Origin of the sequence: Hyphomonas sp. (assembly GCF_036964145.1) — a bacterium.
In the GTDB taxonomy this organism is placed as follows: Bacteria; Pseudomonadota; Alphaproteobacteria; order Caulobacterales; family Hyphomonadaceae; genus Hyphomonas.
Genome location: NZ_JBALUC010000005.1, coordinates 178,627 through 201,467, shown reverse-complemented (window position 1 = coordinate 201,467; position 22,841 = coordinate 178,627). Strand labels below are relative to the sequence as shown.

22 protein-coding genes are annotated in these 22,841 nt (G+C 61.4%); 14 read left to right on the top strand and 8 right to left on the bottom strand.

The annotated features are described in order from the left end of the window. The first annotated feature begins 73 nt into the window (after nucleotides 1-73). Genes V7660_RS15300 through V7660_RS15280 form a run of 5 tightly spaced genes read left to right on the top strand, consistent with a single transcriptional unit; the run spans nucleotide 74 to nucleotide 3,932 of the window. Nucleotides 74-478 carry a VOC family protein gene (locus tag V7660_RS15300; protein WP_335603917.1) on the top strand — a complete coding sequence of 135 codons (405 nt, stop codon included), beginning with the start codon at nucleotides 74-76 and terminating at the stop codon, nucleotides 476-478. A 47-nt stretch (nucleotides 479-525) separates the two neighbouring features. Next, a complete protein-coding gene (gene cutA, locus V7660_RS15295) occupies nucleotides 526-846 on the top strand; it encodes a divalent-cation tolerance protein CutA (protein WP_335603916.1) in 321 nt (106 codons plus the stop codon). Further along, entirely contained in the window at nucleotides 846-1,673 is an 828-nt protein-coding gene (trpA, locus tag V7660_RS15290; protein WP_335603915.1) for a tryptophan synthase subunit alpha, read from the top strand. Before cutA ends, trpA begins: the two co-directional genes overlap by 1 nt. A 28-nt stretch (nucleotides 1,674-1,701) precedes the next feature. Continuing rightward, nucleotides 1,702-2,682, top strand: coding sequence for an acetyl-CoA carboxylase carboxyltransferase subunit beta (locus tag V7660_RS15285; RefSeq protein WP_335603914.1), 981 nt, complete (start codon nucleotides 1,702-1,704; stop codon nucleotides 2,680-2,682). Further along, nucleotides 2,679-3,932 carry a bifunctional folylpolyglutamate synthase/dihydrofolate synthase gene (locus V7660_RS15280; RefSeq protein WP_335603913.1) on the top strand — a complete coding sequence of 418 codons (1,254 nt, stop codon included), beginning with the start codon at nucleotides 2,679-2,681 and terminating at the stop codon, nucleotides 3,930-3,932. Before V7660_RS15285 ends, V7660_RS15280 begins: the two co-directional genes overlap by 4 nt. A 3-nt stretch (nucleotides 3,933-3,935) precedes the next feature. Here V7660_RS15280 and coaBC read toward each other — a convergent pair whose 3' ends face one another. Together coaBC and ubiB are read right to left on the bottom strand one after the other, a co-directional pair. Continuing rightward, a complete protein-coding gene (coaBC, locus tag V7660_RS15275) occupies nucleotides 3,936-5,168 on the bottom strand; it encodes a bifunctional phosphopantothenoylcysteine decarboxylase/phosphopantothenate--cysteine ligase CoaBC (RefSeq protein ID WP_335603912.1) in 1,233 nt (410 codons plus the stop codon). A 127-nt stretch (nucleotides 5,169-5,295) separates the two neighbouring features. Beyond that, entirely contained in the window at nucleotides 5,296-6,810 is a 1,515-nt protein-coding gene (ubiB, locus tag V7660_RS15270) for a 2-polyprenylphenol 6-hydroxylase (protein ID WP_335603911.1), read from the bottom strand. A gap of 81 nt (nucleotides 6,811-6,891) precedes the next feature. Between ubiB and V7660_RS15265 the strand changes: the two genes are divergently transcribed. Further along, a complete protein-coding gene (locus tag V7660_RS15265; protein WP_335603910.1) occupies nucleotides 6,892-7,071 on the top strand; it encodes a hypothetical protein in 180 nt (59 codons plus the stop codon). 6 nt (nucleotides 7,072-7,077) lie between these two features. On the opposite strand, the gene ubiE is transcribed toward V7660_RS15265, so the two are convergent. After that, on the bottom strand, nucleotides 7,078-7,866 hold the full coding sequence (ubiE, locus tag V7660_RS15260; RefSeq protein ID WP_335603909.1) for a bifunctional demethylmenaquinone methyltransferase/2-methoxy-6-polyprenyl-1,4-benzoquinol methylase UbiE: 789 nt from the start codon (nucleotides 7,864-7,866) through the stop codon (nucleotides 7,078-7,080). 48 nt (nucleotides 7,867-7,914) lie between these two features. On the opposite strand from ubiE, the gene mutM reads away from it, so the two are divergent. Beyond that, entirely contained in the window at nucleotides 7,915-8,760 is an 846-nt protein-coding gene (gene mutM, locus V7660_RS15255) for a bifunctional DNA-formamidopyrimidine glycosylase/DNA-(apurinic or apyrimidinic site) lyase (protein WP_335603908.1), read from the top strand. On the opposite strand, the gene V7660_RS15250 is transcribed toward mutM, so the two are convergent. The 4 genes from V7660_RS15250 to V7660_RS15235 all read right to left on the bottom strand — a co-directional run bounded on the left by V7660_RS15250 (nucleotide 8,757) and on the right by V7660_RS15235 (nucleotide 11,380). Next, nucleotides 8,757-9,152 carry a helix-turn-helix domain-containing protein gene (locus tag V7660_RS15250; RefSeq protein WP_335603907.1) on the bottom strand — a complete coding sequence of 132 codons (396 nt, stop codon included), beginning with the start codon at nucleotides 9,150-9,152 and terminating at the stop codon, nucleotides 8,757-8,759. The genes mutM and V7660_RS15250 overlap by 4 nt on opposite strands. A gap of 144 nt (nucleotides 9,153-9,296) precedes the next feature. Then, on the bottom strand, nucleotides 9,297-9,668 hold the full coding sequence (locus V7660_RS15245; RefSeq protein ID WP_335603906.1) for a hypothetical protein: 372 nt from the start codon (nucleotides 9,666-9,668) through the stop codon (nucleotides 9,297-9,299). 28 nt (nucleotides 9,669-9,696) lie between these two features. Then, nucleotides 9,697-10,647 carry a glutathione synthase gene (gshB, locus tag V7660_RS15240; protein WP_335603905.1) on the bottom strand — a complete coding sequence of 317 codons (951 nt, stop codon included), beginning with the start codon at nucleotides 10,645-10,647 and terminating at the stop codon, nucleotides 9,697-9,699. Nucleotides 10,648-10,693: 46 nt separating this feature from the next. Next, the gene (locus V7660_RS15235) at nucleotides 10,694-11,380 is read right to left on the bottom strand and encodes a BON domain-containing protein (RefSeq protein WP_335603904.1); all 687 of its coding nucleotides are present in this window, start codon (nucleotides 11,378-11,380) and stop codon (nucleotides 10,694-10,696) included. A gap of 252 nt (nucleotides 11,381-11,632) precedes the next feature. Between V7660_RS15235 and rsfS the strand changes: the two genes are divergently transcribed. The 4 genes from rsfS to V7660_RS15215 all read left to right on the top strand — a co-directional run bounded on the left by rsfS (nucleotide 11,633) and on the right by V7660_RS15215 (nucleotide 15,286). Next, nucleotides 11,633-11,974, top strand: coding sequence for a ribosome silencing factor (rsfS, locus tag V7660_RS15230; protein WP_348210444.1), 342 nt, complete (start codon nucleotides 11,633-11,635; stop codon nucleotides 11,972-11,974). 9 nt (nucleotides 11,975-11,983) lie between these two features. Then, entirely contained in the window at nucleotides 11,984-12,448 is a 465-nt protein-coding gene (locus V7660_RS15225; RefSeq protein ID WP_335603902.1) for a 23S rRNA (pseudouridine(1915)-N(3))-methyltransferase RlmH, read from the top strand. Nucleotides 12,449-12,759: 311 nt separating this feature from the next. Further along, complete coding sequence (locus tag V7660_RS15220) at nucleotides 12,760-14,055, top strand: TAXI family TRAP transporter solute-binding subunit (protein WP_335603901.1); 1,296 nt, start codon at nucleotides 12,760-12,762, stop codon at nucleotides 14,053-14,055. Between the two features lies 1 nt (nucleotide 14,056). Beyond that, complete coding sequence (locus V7660_RS15215; RefSeq protein ID WP_335603900.1) at nucleotides 14,057-15,286, top strand: FAD-dependent oxidoreductase; 1,230 nt, start codon at nucleotides 14,057-14,059, stop codon at nucleotides 15,284-15,286. On the opposite strand, the gene mutS is transcribed toward V7660_RS15215, so the two are convergent. After that, complete coding sequence (mutS, locus tag V7660_RS15210; protein ID WP_335603899.1) at nucleotides 15,256-17,955, bottom strand: DNA mismatch repair protein MutS; 2,700 nt, start codon at nucleotides 17,953-17,955, stop codon at nucleotides 15,256-15,258. The genes V7660_RS15215 and mutS overlap by 31 nt on opposite strands. A 173-nt stretch (nucleotides 17,956-18,128) precedes the next feature. On the opposite strand from mutS, the gene V7660_RS15205 reads away from it, so the two are divergent. The 3 genes from V7660_RS15205 to V7660_RS15195 all read left to right on the top strand — a co-directional run bounded on the left by V7660_RS15205 (nucleotide 18,129) and on the right by V7660_RS15195 (nucleotide 22,682). Further along, nucleotides 18,129-20,405: an NADP-dependent malic enzyme gene (locus V7660_RS15205; RefSeq protein ID WP_335603898.1), complete on the top strand. Its 2,277-nt coding sequence runs from the start codon at nucleotides 18,129-18,131 to the stop codon at nucleotides 20,403-20,405. Nucleotides 20,406-20,505: 100 nt separating this feature from the next. Further along, nucleotides 20,506-21,936 carry an aldehyde dehydrogenase family protein gene (locus tag V7660_RS15200; RefSeq protein WP_335603897.1) on the top strand — a complete coding sequence of 477 codons (1,431 nt, stop codon included), beginning with the start codon at nucleotides 20,506-20,508 and terminating at the stop codon, nucleotides 21,934-21,936. Nucleotides 21,937-22,103: 167 nt separating this feature from the next. Beyond that, nucleotides 22,104-22,682, top strand: a complete 579-nt coding sequence (locus V7660_RS15195; protein ID WP_335603896.1) for a CC0125/CC1285 family lipoprotein — start codon at nucleotides 22,104-22,106, stop codon at nucleotides 22,680-22,682. Nucleotides 22,683-22,841 lie beyond the last annotated feature (159 nt).

Genomic DNA, 22,841 nt, shown 5'->3' with positions numbered 1-22,841 from the left:
TATTTAAGAATCTATCTGCGCTGGCCGTTATCATTGGCGCGAAGCAATTTGTGCGCAATGAACAGGAGGCTCCATGATCTCCCATGTGACCCTGGGCACGAATGATGTGGAAAAGGCGGCCGCCTTTTACGAACCGATCATGCAGGCGCTTGGCAATCCGCGGGTGCCGTTCGAGCGGTCTGACCCGTTCATCATGTGGCGCCGCCCCGGTGATGACCGGCCGCTGGTGGCCCTGACCCGCCCGTTCAATGGCGAGCCGCATGATCCCGGAAATGGGCAGATGCTGGCACTGCTTGCGCCTGACCGGGCAAGCGTGGACACCGCGCATGCTCTGGCCATTTCAGGGGGCGCACAGGATGAAGGGCACCCGAGCTTGCGCCCGCATTATCATGCCAATTATTACGGAGCCTATTTTCGCGATCTGGATGGCAACAAGATTTGCATTGTTTGCCACGATCCGGATGGACGCGGCGTGTAGAAAATGCTCCCCTGCACTCTGAGCAAAGTCCCAGCCGAGAGCCCAAATTGACCGATCTTCTCCTCATTCGCATCACTTGTCCGTCTCGCCGCGTGGCCGAGGAAATAGGCGACGCGGCCATCGAACACCGTCTTGCCGCCTGCGCAAATCTGGAAGGGCCGGTCTCGTCCACCTATCGCTGGAAGAGCGTCGTGGAGCAGGCGTTTGAATTCGTCCTGTGGCTGAAAGCGCCTCAGGCGAACTGGGACCGGATCGAAGCCTTGGTGCTGACACACCATCCGTATGATGTGCCCGCCATGGTTGCGCTGCCTTGCATTCAGGCGAATGCGCCTTATGAGGCATGGGTTCACGAGAATACGGACACCTGATGCCAGTTTCCCGCATTACAGATACCTTCGCCCGGGCCCGGGGCGAATCCCGCGCCGTTCTGGTTTCCTACCTGATGGCCGGCGACCCGGACCTGGAGACGAGCTATGCCGCCATGTGCGCGCTGCGCGATAATGGCGCCGACATCATCGAGCTCGGCGCGCCATTTACAGACCCGATGGCTGATGGCGCTTCGATCCAGAAGGCGGGCCTGCGCGCCCTGGCGCATCACACCACACTGGCCGACACGCTGAAACTGGCTGCACGGTTTCGCGAAGAGGACCAGATCACCCCGATCATCGTGATGGGCTACGCCAATCCGGTGTTTCGCATGGGGTATGTCGAATTCGCCAAAGCTGCCCATGAGGCGGGCGTGGACGGCACGATTCTGGTCGATTTGCCGCCCGAAGAGGATGGCGAATTGCGCGAGGCTTATGCGCAGTATGATCTCTCGGTAATCCGGCTGGCGACGCCGACAACCCATGAAAACCGCATGAAAAAGGTCGCTGAAGGTGCCAGCGGATTCCTGTATTTCGTTGCTGTGACAGGCGTTACAGGCGCTGGAAGCGCCGATCCCCAAGCGATTGCCGGGAACATTGAAATGGCCAAGCGCGTTTCAGGATTACCTGTTTGTGTAGGTTTTGGAGTCAAAACTGGTGTACAAGCTGCAGAAATGGCTAAAATCGCCGATGGGGTTGTCGTAGGCTCTGCTTTCGTGGAGCATGCGGAAAAGGCCCACGAATCGGGGGATTTTGCCGGGGCACCGCGGGGAATGGGCGCGCTGGCGAAGGAGTTGAGCTCGGCGATCAGAACGATCACCAAGCCGTAATGTTGATTGCCGCCGAGGAGGTTCTGGCATGAACTGGATTACCAAGGTCACCCCGCCGGGCCTGAAGACCATGCTCGCGAAAAAGGACACGCCCGACGATTTGTGGGTGAAATGTCCTCTGTCCGGCGAACTCGTCTACAAGACCGATCTGGAAGAAAACTGGCATGTCACCCCGGCTGGCGCGCATCTGCGGATCAGCCCGCGCACCCGGCTGCGCCTCCTGTTTGATGATGAGCGCTGGGAGCCTCTGGCCCTGCCATCGGTTCCGCATGACCCGCTGAAGTTCAAGGATGACAAGCCTTACCCGTCGCGCCTGAAGGCTGCGAAGGCCAAGATTGCGGCACGCGATAAGAAGGAAGCCGAAAACGGCGGCGCGCCGATCATTCAGGAAGACTGCATGGTCGCGGCCTATGGCAAGATTGGCGGCGTGCCGACGGTCGTGCTGGTCCAGGATTTTGCCTTCATGGGCGGATCGCTCGGCATGGCTGCCGGCGAAGGCTTTGTGGCTGCGGCCCAGATGGCGCTGGCCCGCAAGGCCGGTTTCGTCGTCTGCACAGCCTCTGGCGGCGCGCGCATGCAGGAAGGCACGCTCAGCCTGATGCAGATGCCGCGCACGACGCTCGCCATCAATGAGTTGGCCGAAGCGAAACTGCCTTACATTGTTGTGCTGACCGACCCGACGTCAGGTGGCGTATCGGCTTCCTATGCGATGCTGGGCGATATCCACATTGCCGAACCCGGCGCGATGATCGCCTTTTCCGGCCCACGCGTGATCGAGCAGACCATCCGTGAGAGCTTGCCCAAAGGATTCCAGCGTTCCGAATTCCTGCGCGAAAAGGGCCAAGTGGATATTGTCTGCGACCGGCGAAAACTGAAGGACACACTCTCCAACGTATTGTCGATGTTAATGCCGAATGTACGTCGTACCGATGATCGCTTGCCAGTGTCCCTGACACCCCCCAAGACCCACGCCGCCAAATCCAGCAAGAGTAAGGGCAGCCCTGCTTGATCGGTAACAGTCCGGCCCTGGCCGAGGCGCTGGGGCGGTTCGAAGGGCTATATCCAGAAACGATTGAACTATCGCTCGGACGCGTCCTGAAAGCGCTCGAGTCGCTTGGGCGTCCGCAGGACCGGTTGCCGCCGGTCATCCATGTGGCTGGGACGAATGGCAAAGGGTCAACCTGCGCCTTCATGCGCGCCATGATGGAGGCGGCGGGCCTCAGCGTGCATGTGTTCACCAGTCCGCATCTGGTCCGCTTCAATGAGCGTATCCGGCTCGCCGGAGAGATCGTCGATGATGGGCGCCTGATCGATTGGCTGGAGCGCACTTATGACGCGATCAAGGGGCAGGAGATCACGCAATTCGAGGCGACAACGGCCTCGGCCCTGCTTGCCTTCTCGGAAGTGCCCGCCGATGTATTGATCTTGGAGGTCGGCCTTGGCGGCAGTTATGACGCGACCAATGTGATCGACCAGCCCGCGCTCAGCGTGATTACGCCAATCGACTTCGACCACAAGGCCTTCCTCGGCTCGGATATTCGCAAGATTGCGGGTGAGAAGGCGGGGATCATCAAGTCCGGCCGCCCGGCGCTGACCGCGATCCAGCGCAAGATCTGTGACGATGTCATCGCAAAACGGGCCGAAGATGTTGGCGCGCCGCTCTATCGCCTGAAAGCGCACTTCATTGATGCAATGCCGGAAGACCTTGGCCTGTTGGGCGAACACCAGCGGGCCAATGCGGCTCTGGCCGCCATGGCCGTGCAGCTATTCGGAAATTCCACAATCATCGACCAGAATGCGATCTTTGAGGGCGCCCGCAACGTGGTGTGGCCTGCGCGTATGCAGCGCCTGAAAGACGGGCCGCTTACGGCGCTCACGCCCAAACAGGAAATCTGGCTGGATGGCGGGCACAATCCGCATGCGGCCCGCGCCATTGCGAGACAGCTTAACAACATGCCTGGGCGTACCGCACTGGTCACGGCCATGCTCGCCTCCAAGGATGCGACCGGCTATTTCATGCCGTTCCGGCAGGTGCGGCCTGAGGTCTTCACTCTGCCGAACGCGCCGGGTCATGAGGGCGCCGAACCTCAAGCCCTGGCGGAAGCGGCAACCAATGCGGGGCTGAAAGCCGCCGCCTGCGACAGTCTCGAAGCGGCGCTAAAGGCTGCGGCGGCAACCGGCGTTGATCGTATCCTGATTTGCGGATCTCTGTATCTGGCAGGGGAGGTGCTCGCGCAGAATGGTGAGCCGCCCGCCTGATCCCTATTCTGCGGCGAGTTTCAGCCCGTCGCCTTCATCATTCAGCGTTTCAGCGACCTTGTGCGCCAGTCGGCGCGCCACTTCGGTCTTGCCCATGCGGGGCCAGCGCTCGGCGCCATCGCGCGTGATCAGGGCGATCTCGTTTTCCGAGCCGCCCATCACATCCCCTGAGACATCATTGGCGACGATCCAGTCACAATTCTTGCGGGCAAGCTTGGCTTCGGCATGCTGTTCAAGATCATGCGTTTCAGCCGCAAAGCCGATCACCAACGTCGGCCGGTTTTTGCGCTTGTTGGCCAGCGTCTTGAGGATGTCCGGGTTCTCGGTCAGCTCCATGGACGGATGCTCGCTGCCGGCGCCCTTGATCTTCAGCTTCTTGGTGGCGGCGCGCGCCGGGCGCCAGTCGGCCACAGCGGCTACGGAGATGAACACGTCAGCGGGCAGGGCCTCTTCGCAGGCCTTCAGCATCTGACGTGCAGTTTCGACCGGCACGAGATGCACGCCACGTGGTGCAGGCAAGGCGACGGGGCCGGAGATCAGTGTGACGTGCGCACCAAGGCGGGCGAGGGCTTCAGCAATGGCGTAGCCCTGTTTGCCGGAGGAATGATTGGACAGAAAGCGCACCGGGTCCAGCGGCTCGCGCGTAGGACCAGCTGTTACCAGCGCATGTATTCCTGCCAATGGGCCGGTGGCTTCGCCAGTCAGCATGCGTTCGATTTCTTCGGCGATGACCGGGAGTTCCGGCAGGCGGCCCGGGCCGAACTCGCCGCACGCCATCGCGCCTTTGTCCGGCTCCATCACCGTCACGCCATCCGCGCGGAGCGTTTCGACATTCCGCATGGTTGCCGGGTGCTGCCACATGCGCACATTCATGGCGGGCACCATCAGGACAGGCTTGTCGGTCGCCAGCAGCGTTGTGGAGGCGAGGTCATTGGCAAGCCCGCCTGCAGCCTTGGCCATCAGGTCTGCGGTGGCCGGGCACACGACCACAAGATCAGCCGAGCGTGACAGCTCGATATGACCCATTTCCGCTTCGTCACTGAGGTTGAACAGCTCGGTATAAACCTTGTCGCCGGACAGGGCGGAGACCGAAAGGGGCGTGACGAATTCCTGGCCGCCCTTTGTCACAATGCAACGACAGGCAATGTCGCGCCGGCGCAGCTCCCGGATCAGTTCCAGGCTCTTATAGGCGGCAATACCGCCAGAAATGATCAAAAGGATGCGTTTTTGCGTCATTGGCCGGGCTCTGTTCGTTAAGCGTGTCTTATCGCAAATTTCTTGCCGTTACCCCATGAAATCCCTGTGAACTTGGCGGCTCGGTTAAGGTTTTGGCGGGTTTCGGCAGGGATTTGCCGCAACAGGCCTATTTCGCGGCCCAGATGCCGAGGGCAACCAGTATGGCGACGAAGCCGAACCAGCCCCACCAGGGCGCAAACCGCCGAGGCGGGGGAGGCGGTGGCGCCGGGGGCTCCAGGGAGGCTTCGAACCGGTCCATCACTTCCGGCAAACGTTTCAGCCTGTTGGTGATTTCCTTGACATTGCCTGCCACGAGTTTGGCAGCGCCTTCCGGGCCGAAACTGCGCCGGATCCAGGTCCCGACGACGGGTTCGGACGCAACCCAGATATTGTGCGAGGGGTCGATGGCGCGGGCAACGCCTTCGACCTGAACCATGGTCTTTTGCAGCAGGACCAGTTCCGGGCGCAGGGACATGCCGAATGTGTGCGTGTAGTCGAACAATTGCAGCAGGACGCGGCCCATGGAGACTTCTTCGGCGGGCTTGCCATGCACCGGCTCTCCGATGGAGCGAAGGGCTTGGGCAAACTCGCCGACAGACTGGCTGGCGGGGACATAACCGGCTTCGAAATGCACTTCGGCGACGCGGAGATAATCGCGTTTCAGGAAGCCCCAGAGAATTTCCGCCAGGAAGCGGCGCTCGACCATGCCGATCCGGCCAATGATACCGAAATCGACAAGGGCGACCTTGCCCTCAGGCGTGATGATCAGATTGCCTTCATGCATGTCGGCATGGAACACGCCGTATTCGATGGCATGGGTCAGGAAGCCCTGCGTGATGTCATTGGCCAGCTTCTTTCGGTCTATGCCGGGGCGGTCCAGCGCTTTCGGATCGGTCAGCGAAATCCCGTCGATCCAGTCAATGGTCAGCACGCGGCGCCCGGTTCGATCCCAATCTACGGAGGGAATGACGAAATGGCCGGATTTCTGGCTGATTTCGTGCATCTCGTCGGCGCCGCCGGCTTCGAGGCGGAGATCGGTCTCGCGCATCATGGCAGCCGCGATCGTCTCGGTGAAGGCGACGGGTTTCAGCCGCTGACTCTCGACCGAGATTCCTTCGATGGTGCGCGCAGCCCGTTTCATGGCAGAGAGTTCGACCATCAATTTGTGCTCAATGCCGGGCCGCAGGATTTTCACGGCGCGCTCGCCTTCCGGCAGGGACATCTTATGGACCTGCGCGATGGAAGCGGCCGCAACCGGGTCTGACAGTTCGGCAAACAGGCGGGCGGCGTCGGCCTCACCAAACTCTTCCGCAAGGGCTGCGCGCGCCGCCTTCATCGAAAAGGGCGGCAGCTTGTCCTTCAGCCGGCCCAGATCCTGGGTAACTTCAGCGCCGAACACGTCCGGCCGCGTCGCCAGGAACTGACCAAGCTTGATATAGGCGGGGCCGAGCTTTTCCAGCGCGCGGGCGAGGCGCTCGCCGGGGCGTCCCCGTGCGCCGCCACCGAAAATGCGCAGCACGCGTCCGGCGATCCGCGCAGGCAGCGGCAACCGCGTCTGGTAGGCGCCCGGCAGGATCACATCGTGTCGCGCCAAGGCAATGCCAGCGCGCATCAGGCGGCGGTAATCTCCGATCAGTCCCATGCCATGCTCCGCGTGCCAACGGGAACCGGCAAGCCCGGACGGCGTTTGATGAGGGAAGATATGTTTACAGAGGAGGCTGTCATGGCCACTAAAAAAGCACCAAAAAACAAAGGAACTCTATACTTTGTGACGAGTGGACTGCTTGTGGCTGCAATGATTGCTGCGGCGATCTACTATGCCGAGCCAAGTCAGACCCCTGACCAGCTGTTGCTGGACCCTGCACAACGCTCCAGCCTGACGCCGGATTCGAGCCCAAGCTGACCCGCATCAGACCGCCCAGCCGAAGTGCAGGGCGGCGATGCCACCCGAATAATTCGTTACCCTCACCCGTGAAAAGCCTGCTGTTTCCATCTCTTTGCGAAAAATGTCCTGGGTCGGGAATTTGCGAATGGATTCGACCAGATACTGGTAACTTTCGGCATCCCCCGCCACGAGGCTGCCAAGGCGCGGAATAACGTTGAAACTGTACGTATCATAGGCCGCTTGCAGGGCAGGGACGGTCATGTGACTGAATTCCAGTATGGCGAGACGCCCCCCTGGCTTCAGGACGCGGCGAAACTCGCGTAGGCCGGCCTCGCGGTCGGCAAAATTGCGGATGCCGAAGGAGACAGTCACGGCATCAAACGACCGGTCCGGATAGGGCAGATTCTGGCCATCGGCGCAAACCCAGTCGAGCCGACCGGCAAATTTCTCATTATCGGCGCGGGCCTTCCCAGCCTCCAGCATGGCATCATTGATGTCGCACACAATGGCGGTGGCGGGCCTGTCGATGCCGCGCCGCTTGCCCGCCTTGTCGGCCATTGTCAGGAAGGCGCGGGCCAGTTCGCCAGTGCCGCCCGCCACGTCGAGATGGCGTTCTCCGGGCTGCGGGTTCACCTGATTCATGGCGTCATGCTTCCAGAGGCGATGGACGCCCGCCGACATCAAATCATTCATCAGATCATAGCGGGATGCGACCGAGCGGAAGACACCCTTCACGCGGGCGACTTTCTCTGTCTCCGTGACTTCCTCGAAGCCGAACGAGACCGTGCGTTCCGTTTTGCTGTCTGCAGACATGCGTGCCACCATAGTTGCCTCAATCACCCTAGGCTATATGCCATAGCCATGCCTGAATTACCCGAAGTCGAGACAGTTCGCCGCGGCCTTGCGCCTGTCATGGAGGGACAGCGGATTGAGCGCGTGGTCCAGAATCGCGCCAATCTCAGATTTCCCTTTCCGGAGCGGTTCGCCGAACGGCTTACCGGCGCGCAGATCATGCATCTTGGACGCAAGGCGAAATTCCTGACGCTCGCCCTGTCGACGGATGAGGTTCTGGTAATGCATCTCGGCATGACCGGCCGGTTCACGGTTGCGGGCGACCGGCTCGGCGCGTTTCATCATCAGACGGGGACTGACCCGCGTCATGACCATGTTGTCTTCGATCTCAGCAATAGTGCGCACGTGACCTATAATGATCCAAGGCGTTTCGGCTTCATGGAGTTGTGGCCCGCCGCGCAGTTTCAGGCCTATCCACGGTTAATGGCAATGGGGCCGGAGCCGCTCTCCAACGGGTTTTCAGAAGCCTATCTCAATGAAGCCCTGAAGGGCCGGAAGACGCCCATCAAGTCAGCGCTGCTTGATCAGTCGGTGATTGCAGGTCTCGGCAATATCTATGTCTGCGAAGCGCTGTGGCGCGCGGGCGTGTCGCCCCGGCGGAGTGCGGCCACCATTCCCGGCCAGCGCGCGGCGCGGCTTGTGCCTGCCATCAATGACGTCATCGCCGAGGCGATTGCGGCGGGCGGGTCATCCATTTCGGATTTTGCCAGCGCCAGCGGGGAACTCGGCTATTTCCAGCACAGTTTCGCTGTCTATGATCGGGAAGGGGATGCCTGCCGAAATTGCGGGAAGCCTGTCCAGCGTATCGTCCAGTCGGGTCGATCCAGCTTCTTCTGCAGCGCGTGTCAGCGCTAGGGAGGCGGGGGTCCGAGCGCCGTGAGGACATGGATGGCGACTTTCAGGTCATCAATGCTCGCCAGCGAGTCCACCAGTTTCTTGGCGTCCCGCTTGAGCACCCGCAACTTCGCATGGTCCGCATCCGGCACGGCGGGCGGGACCGGAAACGGTTCATAGAAATATCCAACCGGTTTGCCGAGCGCGACGGCGACCTCTCTCAGACGCCCAGCTGAAAGGCGGCTGCGTCCGGATTCATATTTTTGTACCTGCTGGAAGGTGAGGCTGAGGTTTTCGGCGAGGCCCTCCTGCGTCATTCCCAATTCCCGTCGCGCCTGCCGGACCCGCCGACCGATAAATCGGTCGGCATCGGAGGGTTTTCTCGCATCATGGGGAGATGGGGCGTGTGGCATCCTCGGTCCCTGAGGCGGGATACCTGGCCCAAAACACCGTGCACCCGATCGAATTCGGGAGGACCATATTCAATCCAGAATGGATTGCAACTGGGGGCACCCTATAAAATTCAACTGGGAATTGTGTTTTAGGGAGCCCCGAACCTATTTTGGGTCGAGGCGGATGACGTCATCTTCTGTCGCTTGCGCCGCTGTCGGCTCTGCCGTGTCATCTGGCAGAGAGAGACCCAGAGACGGGCTGTCTTCGAAGCGGCCGCCCCCAAATCCGCCTGATCCGATCAGAAGGTCATCATCCGAACCGGATTGGCCGATCCGAAGATTGAGCGAGCCGGTGTCGGCATCCTGCGCTGCGGAAGACGTCGGCAGGTTCAGGTTCAGCGACCCGGTATACTCGTCCTCGACCTGTGCGGTCTCGGTTGCGACGGTGGTGGAGGTGTCTGCGGGGCCGGTGCTTTCGGAGCAGGCCGTTCCGACCAGGCAAAGTGACACGATGGCGAATGACGTTGTCAGTTTCATGATCATGTCCCCATTCTTGCCGTGAGCCTCAACGGCTCGCAAGCTTGTCTTGCACAACGTCCCAGAAATCGGCTGCGATATCAATGCCGCTGAGTTTCTTGATCGCTTGAACCCCGGTGGGGGAGGTGACGTTCACTTCCGTCAGGCGCCCGCCAATCACGTCAATTCCCGTCAAAACCAGTCCGCGACGTTTCAATTCCGGCCCAATCGCGTCGCAAATCCGTTTGTCGGCCTCGCTCAGGTCTGTTGCCTCGGCAGTGCCGCCGACGACGAGGTTCGAGCGAACCTGGCCTGCCTTGGGGCGCCGGTTGAGGGCGCCAACGGCTTTGCCGTCAATCAGGATGATTCGTTTGTCGCCTTCGCTGACGGCGGGCAGGAAGGCCTGCACCATGACGGGCTCGCGGGAGCGGGTGAAGAAGAGTTCGGTCAGGGAATCGAAATTGGAATCATCTTTCTTCAGGCGAAACACGCCTGCGCCGCCATGCCCGTAGAGTGGCTTGATGATGATGTCCCTGTGCTTGGCGCGGAAGGCTTCAATGGCCGGCAAATCCCGGGAGACAAGCGTCGGCGGCATCAGTTCCGGGTACATGAGCGGAAAGATCTTTTCCGGGCTGGAGCGCACCCCAGCCGGATCGTTCACCACCAGGGTTTCCCCGGACACCTGTTCGAGAAGGTGGCACGCGGTGATGTAGCTCATGTCGAAGGGCGGGTCCTGGCGCATCAGGATGACATCGACATCCTTTGCGAGATCAAGACGGACAGGCGCGTCGAACAGACCGGGCGTGCCCTTTACGCGTTGCACACGGGCGGGCCGGACTTCTGCGGTCACCCGGCCCTGCTCAATGCTCATATGCTCGGGGCCGTAGACGAACAGCTCCATACCGCGCGCCTGGGCGACTTCGGCGAGGGCAAAAGTGGTGTCTCCGTCAATATTGACGGATTCGAGCGGATCCATCTGGATCGCAACGCGAAGGCTCATCGGGCGGCTCCCTTGAACGGGTCGCCGCCCATGCGACCTGACCCTGCTAGTAACTGGCGCCGATCAGTTCCCCGTCGGCCTCGTAGTCATATGAGGCATCGGGTGCGGTTTGATAAGGGGCAGCGCCCTGCGGCGTGGGGGCAGCCTGTTGGGTTGTGCGGCCATCGCGGATGCGGACATAGGAAACCACCTGTTTGACGCCGCCGACAACGCTGGCCTCCTCAGCCGCCCGTTTCAGTTCCTCGGCGGAGCGGGCGATGCCCATCAGATAGACCACGCCATCATAAGTCTCGATGTTGAAATTCAGGCTTTTCACCGTGCTTGACCCAACCAGCCGGGCGCGGACGCGGCCGGTGATCACTTCGTCTGATACATTGGACAGGAAACCGCCTGGCGGCTGGATGCGGATTTCATTGGCAACATCCTGGGTGAGGGGAGAGGTCCAGGCGATGCCCTCGGCCTTCACGCGGTCTTCGGGGGCGTTCACGCGACCGGACAGCAGAACCAGACCGCCCGTGACCTCAACATCAACCTCGCCGAAACGGTTGGCGCTTTCCGACAAAAGTTTGCTCTTGATCTGGTTGGAAGCGGTCGCGTCATCCACGGCCTCCCCGAGGGATTTCTCCTGGGCCGCGGCGACGCCCACCGCGCCTGCAGTGCCAAGCGCGGCGACCGCACAGCCTCCCAGCGGCAAGGCGAACAGAAGGGCGGCAACAGCAATATGTGTGCGCATGAAACTCTACTCCATCAGCGATAATAATGACGCTGGAATCTGACATCAGGATGCGGCGAAAATCTGGCAAGCTGCACAATAGGTGTGTTTTGGTGCGGATTCAGACTCGATAAGGTGCGTGTCGCCCGTTAATGGCTGGTTGTTCGGCCCTTCAGATGCTATTATCTTGAGTGGACGTAACCAGAAGGAACCGGACCCCTGACCCCTAGCGCCCCGCGGCTTCAGCCCGCCCAGCAGGCCACGCTCGACGATATCCGTAATGTGGCCGAATCCCTCGCCCAGGCCCTTGAGGATGACAAGGCAGAAGATATTCTCTTCATTGACCTTGATGGAAAATCTTCGCTCGCAGATTTCATGATCATCGCTTCCGGTCGTTCAGGCCGGCATGTAGCGGCCCTGGCAGATCATCTCGCACAGGACGTCAAGAAGTTGACCGGCCGCCCGGCCAGTGTCGAAGGCATGCCCAATGCTGACTGGGTACTGATCGATACCGGCGACGTGATCGTCCATCTGTTCCGCCCGGAGGTCCGGGAATTCTATAATCTCGAAAAGATCTGGGCATCCGACAATGCCCACCGCGCCCCGGCCAATTAGGGCCAGGTCATGCGGATTATTTTCCTGGTCGTCGGACGGTTGAAGGCCGGGCCGGAACGAGAACTCGTCAATGAATACATAAAGCGGGCGGGCCCCATTGCGCGGTCGCTCGGTTTTCGCGAGATCGAGGAAGTTGAAGTGGCCAGTGGCGGCGGGCTAGACGCAGAGGCCGACCGCATCCTCGCCAAGCTGCCTTCCGGCGCCAAATGTATCCGGCTCGATGAATTTGGACGCGCGCACCGTTCACGCGACTTCGCTGGCAATCTCGCCAAATGGCGCGATCAGGGCGTGCCGGACCTTGTTTTCCTGATCGGAGGCGCTGAGGGATACGGCGACGCCGTGAGATCAGCGGTGCCGGAAACGCTGGCCTTTGGGCCACAGACCTGGCCGCACAGATTTGTCAGGGTGATGCTGTCAGAACAGGTCTATCGCGCTGTGTCGATTCTCGCCGGGACGCCGTATCACAAGGACTAGGGCTCAGCCCGCATAGAGCGAAGGCTGTGGCATCAGGATCATGGCGAAGGCCACTGCAGCGATCACACCCATCACAGCGACGGACAAAATCCTCGTAATGGAAATGGAGTTGCTCACGGGGTGATCCTTTCTGACAATCTGGGCCCCAGATGGTGCCTCGATACGTTGATGAACACTCTCCGAACGGAATAGGTTCCATGCACGGCGTGCATGAGGCGATTTGAAGGCGCCCCCTTACACTTTGTTGATCCTTGCAAATTCCCGGCCTAGAGCTTTAACCGACACAGTCAGCGCGGTGGGAGGCGGAGTTCATGTCGGGATTACGGGATTTCCTGAAAGTCTATTGGCCGCTGGTCGTGATTGCATTTGCAGGCGTCCTGCTGGCCTTGGTCCTGATGGACCCCGCACCGCCGAAGACGATCCGCTTTGCTGCCGGCAGCCCCGGCGGCGCGTATCACGCCTTTGCAGAACGCTATCAGCGCCTCCTCGCAGAAGAGGAGGTGGAGGTGGTTCTGGTCGAAACGCAGGGCTCGATCGACAATCTGCGCCTGTTGGGCGATTCCGAAGCCGATGTCGGACTCGTGCAAGGCGGTCTGTCGACTGCCCGCGACGAAGAAATGCTCCGCTCGATTGGCGGCCTGTTCCCGGAACCGTTCTGGGTATTTGTCCGGACTGACTTGCCTGCTGAAACGCTCGGGGATTTGCGAACGGTCCGTATGGCCGTCGGCGGGGACGGGTCGGGCACACGCATGCTCGCGATCGAACTCGAGAGCGATTATGGGGGCAAATGGAACTCTACATCCCGTCTGCCGCTGTCCGGCAATGCGGCGGCAGACGCCCTGTTGGCGGGCGAGGTGGATGCAGCTGCATTCTCCGCATCCGTAGAGGCCTCTTATGTCGACCGGCTGCTGAACAGTTCCGAGGTGCGGCTGTTGCGGTTTGACCGCGCCCGGGCGCTGGCCCGGCGGCATGAGGCCTTGTCCGACATCGTCCTGCTCAGGGGCGTAGTCGATATTGGTCAGGATGTGCCCGCAGCCGACATTCCGCTCGTCGCCCCGGTCGCGCAGCTGGTGGTGCGCAAGGATTTGCACCCGGCCATTGAGGCGCTGCTTATTGATGCCGCGACGGCGATCCATTCCCAGGGCACGCTGCTGGCGCCGGCCGGCCAATATCCGGACCCGGACCTTATTGACCTGCCGATTTCCGATCAGGCCCGGCGCTATTATCAAAATGGCCCATCCTTCCTGCGCCGCTATTTCTCGTTCGATGTGGCGAACTTTCTGGAGCGGGCCTGGGTTCTGGCCATTCCGCTTCTGACCTTGCTGTTCCCGCTGGTCCGGGCCGCCCCGCCCATCTATCGCTGGCGCGTGCGCCGGAAGATCTATGTCTGGTATGAAGATTTGCGCACACTTGAAGAGCGCGGACGGTCTACAGATGACGATGCCGAACGCGATAAGGTGCTCGAAGAGCTCGAAACCTTGCAGGCAGAGATCGGCGCGGTAGAAGTGCCGCTATCCTATACGGACGACCTCTACCGACTGCGCAGCCATGTCGAATTCGTCAAGCAGCTTGTCTGCAACCGCAACCCCGTGAAAGTTGCCGGCTGATATGATCTCATCCCGGAAGATTGCGATTGCCGGCGCCGGCATTGGCGGACTGGCGGCGGCGGCCCTGCTGGCGCGGCAGGGTCATGAGGTTTCGGTCTATGACCAGTTCGACACGCCAAAGCCCATCGGGTCTGGCCTGATCCTGCAGGAAACCGGTCTGACGATCCTGGCGGAGCTTGGCTTGCGGGAGCGGGCTGAACAACTGGGCGCGCCCCTTCATCGGCTTCACGGGCAGGCTGTCGGCTCCGGCCGGACCGTTCTGGATGTTCGGTATGATGCCATCCGGCCCGGCCTGTGCGGCGTGGCGATCCAGCGGCCGGTCCTGTTCGACCTTGTCTATCGCGCAGCCATGGAGGCCGGGGCCGGGATCGTCCCATCCACGCGCATCCTGTCCGTGCAGGCGGTCAGCGGTTATTTGACCACAGGAGAGGGCAAGACGCTCGGGCCGTTCGAGCTTGTGGTTGATGCGCTGGGTGTGCGTTCGCCGCTTCCCTCGCGTTCGCGCAACCCGCTGGCCTATGGGGCGCTCTGGGCAACCCTGCCGTGGAAGGAGGGTCTGGGGTTCGAGAAGACTGCACTGGCGCAGCGCTACCGGCAGGCGCGCCAAATGGCGGGGGTCATGCCGTCCGGGCGCGGCAGCGATGCGAGCCCCGAAACGCTCACCTATTTCTGGTCGATCCGCGCCGATGCGCATGCCGCCTGGAAACAGGCGCCGCTTTCGGACTGGAAGCAAGAGGCAACCACGCTCTGGCCCGAGACGGCGCCCTTGCTGGAACAACTGGAGCGGCATGACCAGCTGACCTTTGCCCAATATGATCACCGCACGCATGGGCCGGTTGTGAACCAAAGGCTCGTCCATCTCGGCGACAGCTGGCACGCTGCCAGCCCGCAATTGGGGCAGGGCGCGAACATGGCGCTGCTGGACGCCTTCGCGCTCGCACGAGCCTTGACCGTTCACGATGATCTGGACCGCCAATTGCGCCACTACGCCTCCATGCGATCCGGACACGTCCGATTGTTCCAGGCAATGAGCTGGCTGTTCACCCCGGTCTACCAGTCTGACTCGACGATGCTTGCCTGGTTGCGAGACTGGCTGGCCGCGCCAATCAGCAAAATTCCGCCCGCGCCGAAATTGCTGGCGGCCATGGTATCGGGCGGAATGGGCAGCCCCCTGAAGAAACTGGGACTGAAACCCGGCGATCAGTCTCCGCCGAGTGATTTGAGCCGGTAGAGCAGGTCCAGTGCCTCGCGCGGGGTCAGCGAGTCCGGATCGATCTTTTGCAGCATCAGGTCCACCTCGGACGGGCCGATTGTCTCGGCCCCTTCAGATTCGTCTGTGTCCGGCGCAAGCGAGGCGGCGGCGAAGAGCGGCAGGCTTTCCGGCGCGCTCGGCTCGGCTTCCAGCTGTTTCAGGATCTGGCCTGCGCGCTTTACGGCCTTCTTTGGCAGGCCGGCCAGCTTGGCGACCTGTACGCCATAGGATTTGTCAGCTGGGCCGGCTTGCACTTCATGCAGAAAGACGAGGTCATCCTTCCATTCCTTGGCACGCAGCGAGGCGTTTGCTGCGCCGGGAAGGTCCTCCACCAGCTTGGTCAGCTCGTGATAGTGCGTGGCGAACAGCGCGCGGGCCTTGTTGACCGAGTGAAGATGTTCGACGGCGGTCCAGGCAATTGCCAACCCGTCCCAGGTCGATGTACCCCGCCCAACTTCGTCCATGATGACGAAGCTGCGCTCCGTCGCCTGATTAAGGATGGCGGCGGTTTCCACCATTTCGACCATGAAGGTTGAGCGACCGCGCGCAAGATCGTCCGACGCACCGACCCGCGAAAAGATACGGTCGGCAAGGCCGAGCGTCAGCGAACGTGCCGGAACGAACAGGCCCGCCTGCGCAAGGATGACGGCCAGCGCAGCCTGTCTGAGATAGGTTGATTTACCCGCCATGTTCGGGCCGGTGACCAGCAGGAGCCGCGTGCCGGACTCGTCTTCGCCGCTGAGGTTCAAATCATTTGCGGTGAAACCCTGGCCTTCCTTCTTTAGCGCCGCCTCCACGACGGGGTGGCGCAGGCCCGTTGCCTTGAACGTCGTGTCATCGGTCAGGAGCGGGCGGACTGCGTCTGCCTCGAAGGCCCATTCGGCCGAAGCCGCCGCGACATCCAGGTCGGCAATGGCGGCGGCGGTCCGGGTGAGGGGCGTATTCAACGCATCGATCCGCTGACAGAAATCATCGAAAATTGCCAGCTCGCGGGCCTTGGCTTCATCCTCGGCGCGGGAAATCTTTCCGGCCAGTTCTGAAAGTTCCTGCGTGGAAAAGCGAACATTGCTGGCCAGCGTCTGGCGGTGGATGAAGGTTTCCGACAGCGGCGGCTTCATCAGCGGGTCGCCATGCCGGGCCGGCACATCCACAAAATAGCCGAGCACATTGTTGAACTTGATCTTCAGCGCAGAGATGCCGGTCTCGTCGGCATAGCGCGCCTGAAGCGCCGCAATGATCTGGCGGCTGTCATCGCGCAGGCCACGGGCCTCGTCGAGGGCTTCGTCCCATCCGGGCGCGACGAAGCCGCCGTCACGGGCAAGTGTCGGGGGAGTCTCTGAAAGGGCCTTGCGAAGATCCTCTGCCAGCGCGGCGAGATTTGAGTCGTTGCGCAGATCGAGCGCGGCGATGGCCTCGGCGATCTTTGGCGGCAGGCCGGAAGAGGTTTCGGCGAGGCGGCTGGCTGCCTCATGAGAGGCGGTCAGCGCCCGTCCGATGGCCACAAGGTCACGCGGGCCGCCGCGACCGAGGCGCAGGCGCGTGCGTGCCCGTTCAAGGTCCGGGGCGGCGCGGAGGCTCGAGCGCACCGACTCCACCGTGTCGCGGTCATCAGCGAACCAGGCGACCGCATCGAAGCGTGCCTCGATCTCCGCCCGGTCCACCGAGGGCCTCGCCAGCCGCGACGCCAGGAGGCGGGCACCCGGCGCCGTGACGGTGCGATCAATCGTTCCGAGCAGCGAGCCGTCCCGGTCGCCGCGCATGGACCGGTCGATCTCCAGGCTGGTCCGGGTCGCCGGATCGATGGCGAGGTGGCCTTCGGCGCGCGCGCGGATTGGCGGGTCGAGCCGGATCTCGCTGCCGGCCTGGGTCAGTTTCACATAGTCGAGCAAGAGGCCGATGGCTGAGAGTTCGGCCCGGCCGAAATCGCCCAGCGCTTCCAGCGCGGCAATGCCGAAAGTTTCCTTAAGCAATGCTTCGCCGGATTTGTGCGTGGCACTGCGGGCAGGCCGGAAGGTGACCGGCGCAGTGGAGAGGGCGCTCGCATTGGCGATGGCCGGCTTATCAAGATCGCCTTCCGAGACGAGCAGTTCAGAGAGCGGATACGCCATGAGACTGTCGGCAAGCGCCTCAGCTGCCAAGGCAGTCACGTCAAACCGGCCGGTCGACACATCGCAGACAGCAATTGCTGCTTCGGTCCCGCCGGTGCCAAGCGCGATGGCGGCGAGGGCCTGGTCCTGGCGTGCCGGCAGCAGGGCGTCTTCGGTCAGCGTGCCCGGTGTAACGATGCGCACAATATCCCGGTTCACGATTGCCTTCGAGCCGCGCTTCTTCGCTTCGGCAGGGGTTTCGGTCTGCTCGCACACCGCGACCCGGCACCCGGCCTTGATCAGGCGCGCCAGATAGCCCTCGGCGGCATGGTAGGGCACGCCGGCCATCGGGATCGGCCTGCCCTCATATTCGCCCCGCGAGGTCAGGGTGATGTCGAGCACTCTGGCGGCCTGCACGGCATCTTCGAAAAACAGCTCGTAGAAATCCCCCATCCGGAAGAACAGCAGGGCATTGGCATGCCGCGCCTTGATCGACAGGTATTGCGCCATGAACGGGCTGGGCGCAGAGGGGGTTTTCGAAGGAGCAGCAGTGTCGGCCATGGGCGGGGACGCTAGCGCCAGCAGGAGAGATTCGCAAAGCCTCGCACCAGCTTGTGCGCGACAAAGTGATCTTATCGCATAGAATGGCCTGTTTTACGGTTGGCATGCCTTTCGCACCGGCCTAGTTTGCCGCCTCATTTGAAACTTTTTGCAAAAAACGGAATTGCCGCGCAATGACCACTAAACGGCCGAGCTTCACAGACCAGGAAGCCCTCGATTTCCACTCGCAGCCCCACGCCGGCAAGATTTCCATGGTGCCGACCAAGCCCATGGGGACGCAGCGGGACCTGTCGCTGGCCTATAGCCCCGGGGTCGCCATCCCAGTGCTGGCCATCGCCGAAGACGAAGACAAGGCCTACGACTACACGTCCAAGGGCAACATGGTCGCCGTGATTTCCAATGGCACGGCCATTCTCGGTCTCGGCAATCTCGGCCCGATGGCGTCCAAGCCGGTGATGGAAGGCAAGGCCGTCCTGTTCAAACGTTTTGCGGATATCGACAGTTTTGATGTCGAGGTCAGCACGACGGATGTCGAGGAATTCATCACCACGGTCCGGAATATCGGCGCCACATGGGGCGGGATCAATCTGGAAGACATTTCCTCGCCGGACTGTTTCATCATCGAGAGCCGCCTGCGCGAAGACCTGGATATTCCCGTCTTCCATGATGACCAGCATGGCACGGCGATTATTGCTGCTGCGGGCCTGATCAATGCCTGCCACATTACCGGGCGAGAATTGAAGGACCTGAAAGTTGCCGTCTCCGGAGCAGGGGCGGCGGGCCTGTCCTGCGCGGGCCTGATCCGGCATCTCGGCGTGAAGCCTGAAAACATCTTGATGTGTGACTCCAGCGGTGTGGTCTATGAAGGCCGCACCGAGAAGATGGACCAGTTCAAGTCGGCCTTCGCCGTAAAAACGACCAAGCGCACGCTTGCTGAAGCCATTGAGGGGGCTGACGTCCTGCTCGGCCTGTCCGCCAAGGGCGTCGTCTCGAAAGAGATGGTCAAATCCATGGCCGACAATCCGATCATCTTCGCGATGGCGAACCCGGATCCGGAAATCACGCCGGAAGACATCAAATCAGTCCGCGACGATGCGATCATTGCGACGGGCCGGTCGGACTATCCCAACCAGGTCAATAATGTCCTCGGCTTCCCCTACATTTTCCGCGGTGCGCTTGATGTGCGCGCCCGTGGCATCAATGAGGAAATGAAGGTTGCCGCCGCGCGCGCTATCGCTGAATTGGCGCGCGAAGATGTGCCGGATGAAGTGGCGGCTGCCTATCATGGCGCACGTCCGAGCTTTGGCCGTGAGTATATCATTCCGACCCCATTCGATCCGCGCTTGATCAGCTTCATTCCGCCCTTCGTGGCTCAGGCCGCAATGGATACGGGCGTCGCCCGCAAACCGATCGATGACATGGAAGCCTATCGGCATTCGCTGGCCCGCCGCGCTGATCCGTCGGCATCCTTCATTCAGGGCGTGCAGGCGCGCTGCAAGGAACTCCAGCGCCGGATCGTGTTTGCCGAAGGCGAAGAGCCAGCCGTTGTCCGCGCCGCCTTCAGCTTCAAGAACCAGGGCCTCGGCCATCCGATCCTGATCGGCCGCGAAGCCCAGGTCCAGCGCGCCATGGAGCAGATGGGCATCGCGCCCGGGACGCTTGAGATCCTCAATGCGCGCCTCTCCGACAACAATCCCGTCTATACGGACATGCTGTATGCCCGCCTCCAGCGCGACGGCTATCTGAAGCGCGACGCGCAGCGTCTGGTCAACCAGGACCGCAACGTGTTCGGGTGCTGCATGCTGAAGAATGGCGATGCGGACGGCATGGTCACTGGTGTCACGCGGAACTATGATGTGGCCCTGAATGACTCGCTGCTGGTGCTCGACCCAATTCCGGGCCAGGCCGTGATTGGTATGTCCATGGTAATCAACCGGGGGCGGACGGTCTTCATCGCCGACACCAGCGTCACCGAACTGCCGCAGGGTGAAGACCTGGCCAATATCGCGATAGAGGCCGCCCGGGCGGTCCGCTCGCTCGGCTTCTCCCCGCGGGTGGCGTTCCTGTCCTATTCGACCTTCGGAAACCCGATGGGTGAACGCGGCGAGAAAGTGCGCGAAGCGGTGGCCCTGCTGGATGACATGGAGAATGTCGATTTCGAGTATGAGGGCGACATGAGCGCCGATGTGGCCTTGAACACCAGCCACAAGATTCTCTACCCCTTCTCGCGTCTCACGGGGCCGGCGAACGTACTCGTCATGCCGGCCATTCATGCCGCCTCAATCTCGACGAAGCTGCTGGAGTCCATGAGCCGCGCGACCGTCATCGGCCCGATGCTGCTTGGTCTCGAAAAGCCGGTGCAGATCGCCTCGCTTGGTGCGACGGTCGGCGATATCGTCAACTTGGCGACGATTGCCGCCTTCGATGTGGATCACGTGCATGGTGGCTAACGCCATCGTCACGAAATTACCCAGCGTCAGGACTCGCAGGTGGCGGGTGGCTCACCTATACTCATATTAAGCATATGGACCACAGGGAGGCCCGACCGGCATGAAGGAATACAAGCAGTTCTATATCGATGGTGCATGGGTAGACCCCGTGGAGCCGCGTACGATGGAAATCGAGAATCCGGCAACCGAAGAGAATTTCGCGGTCATTTCGATCGGATCCAAGGCGGATGTCGACAAGGCCGTTGCGGCTGCCAAGGCGGCATTCCCGGCCTTCTCGCAGACCAGTGTGGAATACCGGGCTGAGCTGTTGGAGAAGATCGCTGCGGGTATTCAGGCACGCCTGCCTGAAATGGCCGAAGCCATCTCAAACGAAATGGGCGCGCCGATGTGGCTGGCCAATGCGGCTCAGGTGCCGGCTGGCATGGGCCATTTCGCCACCACCGCCGCCATCCTGCGCGACTACCAGTTCGAAGAGCTGAAAGGCACGACGCTGCTCCGCAAGGAGGCCATCGGGGTTTGTGGCTTCATCACGCCCTGGAACTGGCCGCTGAACCAGATTGCCTGCAAGGTCGCCCCGGCAATTGCTGCGGGCTGCACCATGGTGCTCAAACCTTCCGAGATCGCACCGCTGGACGCGCTGATCTTGACCGAGATCATGCATGAGGCTGGCGTGCCGAAAGGCGTGTTCAACCTCGTCAATGGTGACGGTCCGGGCGTCGGCTCTGCCCTGTCTTCGCATCCGGATGTCGACATGATGAGCTTTACCGGCTCCACCCGCGCCGGTGTGCTGGTGGCTCAGGCGGCTGCTCCGACCGTCAAGCGTGTCGCCCAGGAACTCGGCGGCAAGAGCCCGAACATCATCCTGCCATCGGCTGATCTCGAAAAGGCTGTTAGTGGCGGCATCATGCAGATGATGACGAACACAGGCCAATCCTGTAACGCGCCTTCGCGCATGTTTGTCCAAAAGGACCAGCAGGATCAGGCCATTGCCATCGCTAAGGCGACGACCGAATCGGTGAAAGTGATGATGCCGGCCGAAGCTTCGCCGGGTGCCATCGGTCCGATCTCGAACGGCAATCAGTACCAGAAAGTTCAGGATTTGATCCAGAAGGGCATCGAGGAAGGTGCCACGCTGGTCGCTGGCGGTCCGGGGCGTCCGGAAGGTTTCAACAAGGGCTATTTCGCCCGCCCGACCGTGTTTGCGAATGTCACCAATGACATGACCATCGCCCGTGAGGAAATCTTCGGACCTGTCCTCGTGATGATCCCGTACGAAGACGTGGACGATGCCGTCGAGATGGCAAACGACACGGTCTATGGTCTCGCAGGCTATGTGCAGGGCCCTGAAGAAGAAGCCCGCAAGGTGGCCAATCGCATCCGCGCTGGCCAGATTCAGGTCAATGGCGCGCGTCCGGACTTCACGGCACCTTTCGGCGGCTACGGCCAGTCCGGCAATGGCCGCGAATGGGGCGAGCATGGCTTCGAGGAATTCCTCGAAGTGAAAGCGGTCATTGGATACAAGGCCGCCTGATCGCCTGAGAGTATAAAATCATCTGGGGCGGCCTGCAGGTCGCCCCTTTTTGTTTGCGCAATTGATTTTGATCATGGGGCTCTCTGAATTGTGAAGCCAATTCAACTAGTGTTCAGCTCGCTTCCTTCATACATTACAGGAAACACTGTTTTGGAGGGTGAACACCCATGCCCAGCTTCAAGCTAACAGGCGCTTTGGCGGCGCTCGCCGTCCTCGGGGCCTGCGCCACGGCAACCCCATATCAGGCTGCGTTCGATGGCGAGCGTGGCTATTCGGAGATGAAGATCGAGGACAATCGGTTCCAGGTCGAATTCGCCGGCAACTCGTTGACCGACCGCAAGACGGTGGAGACCTATTTGCTCTATCGGGCGGCAGAACTGACCCGACTGAACGGGTATGACCATTTCCGGGTCGTGCGCCGCGAGACGGATGCTGAGAGTCGGCTGGTCCCCGTCGGCGGCAGCACCTATTCTCCCTATTACAATCATTTCCATCTGGATTACGCCTATTACGGGCCACACGCCGCGTATTTCCGGGACCCGTTCTATCGGACCCGTTATTCCCCCTTCGGCTATTACGACCCGTTCTGGAATGGCCCCCCGGAATATCGCGAGCGGACCAGCTATGTTGCCTCGGCAGAGATCCTGATGGGCAAAGGCGAAAAGCCGGCCGACGCAGCCTATTTCGATGCAGAGCAAGTGGTGTTCAATCTGGGCGCCAATATCATGCGGCCACAGCCCAAATAATTCGCGTCCTTGCGAATTCGCATTGCAGCCCCGCCCCTTGGCGGGGCTTTTTTATGGGTCTGCCACTGGCCATCAGGTAGAAGGCGGCCCAGATAGGGCCCTTACGACTCAAATAGAGGTTCCCCCGCACGATGCCGGATTCCGAATTGCCAGCCCCAC

Excerpts from the sequence above, each read along its gene's own strand:
- V7660_RS15300 (WP_335603917.1), top strand. The coding sequence starts at position 74 with ATGATCTCCCATGTGACCCTGGGCACGAATGATGTGGAAAAGGCGGCC.
- trpA (WP_335603915.1), top strand. The coding sequence starts at position 846 with ATGCCAGTTTCCCGCATTACAGATACCTTCGCCCGGGCCCGGGGCGAA.
- V7660_RS15285 (WP_335603914.1), top strand. The coding sequence starts at position 1,702 with ATGAACTGGATTACCAAGGTCACCCCGCCGGGCCTGAAGACCATGCTC.
- coaBC (WP_335603912.1), bottom strand. The coding sequence starts at position 5,168 with ATGACGCAAAAACGCATCCTTTTGATCATTTCTGGCGGTATTGCCGCC.
- ubiB (WP_335603911.1), bottom strand. The coding sequence starts at position 6,810 with ATGGGACTGATCGGAGATTACCGCCGCCTGATGCGCGCTGGCATTGCC.
- V7660_RS15265 (WP_335603910.1), top strand. The coding sequence starts at position 6,892 with ATGGCCACTAAAAAAGCACCAAAAAACAAAGGAACTCTATACTTTGTG.
- ubiE (WP_335603909.1), bottom strand. The coding sequence starts at position 7,866 with ATGTCTGCAGACAGCAAAACGGAACGCACGGTCTCGTTCGGCTTCGAG.
- mutM (WP_335603908.1), top strand. The coding sequence starts at position 7,915 with ATGCCTGAATTACCCGAAGTCGAGACAGTTCGCCGCGGCCTTGCGCCT.
- V7660_RS15250 (WP_335603907.1), bottom strand. The coding sequence starts at position 9,152 with ATGCCACACGCCCCATCTCCCCATGATGCGAGAAAACCCTCCGATGCC.
- V7660_RS15245 (WP_335603906.1), bottom strand. The coding sequence starts at position 9,668 with ATGAAACTGACAACGTCATTCGCCATCGTGTCACTTTGCCTGGTCGGA.
- gshB (WP_335603905.1), bottom strand. The coding sequence starts at position 10,647 with ATGAGCCTTCGCGTTGCGATCCAGATGGATCCGCTCGAATCCGTCAAT.
- V7660_RS15235 (WP_335603904.1), bottom strand. The coding sequence starts at position 11,380 with ATGCGCACACATATTGCTGTTGCCGCCCTTCTGTTCGCCTTGCCGCTG.
- V7660_RS15225 (WP_335603902.1), top strand. The coding sequence starts at position 11,984 with ATGCGGATTATTTTCCTGGTCGTCGGACGGTTGAAGGCCGGGCCGGAA.
- V7660_RS15220 (WP_335603901.1), top strand. The coding sequence starts at position 12,760 with ATGTCGGGATTACGGGATTTCCTGAAAGTCTATTGGCCGCTGGTCGTG.
- V7660_RS15215 (WP_335603900.1), top strand. The coding sequence starts at position 14,057 with ATGATCTCATCCCGGAAGATTGCGATTGCCGGCGCCGGCATTGGCGGA.
- mutS (WP_335603899.1), bottom strand. The coding sequence starts at position 17,955 with ATGGCCGACACTGCTGCTCCTTCGAAAACCCCCTCTGCGCCCAGCCCG.
- V7660_RS15205 (WP_335603898.1), top strand. The coding sequence starts at position 18,129 with ATGACCACTAAACGGCCGAGCTTCACAGACCAGGAAGCCCTCGATTTC.
- V7660_RS15200 (WP_335603897.1), top strand. The coding sequence starts at position 20,506 with ATGAAGGAATACAAGCAGTTCTATATCGATGGTGCATGGGTAGACCCC.
- V7660_RS15195 (WP_335603896.1), top strand. The coding sequence starts at position 22,104 with ATGCCCAGCTTCAAGCTAACAGGCGCTTTGGCGGCGCTCGCCGTCCTC.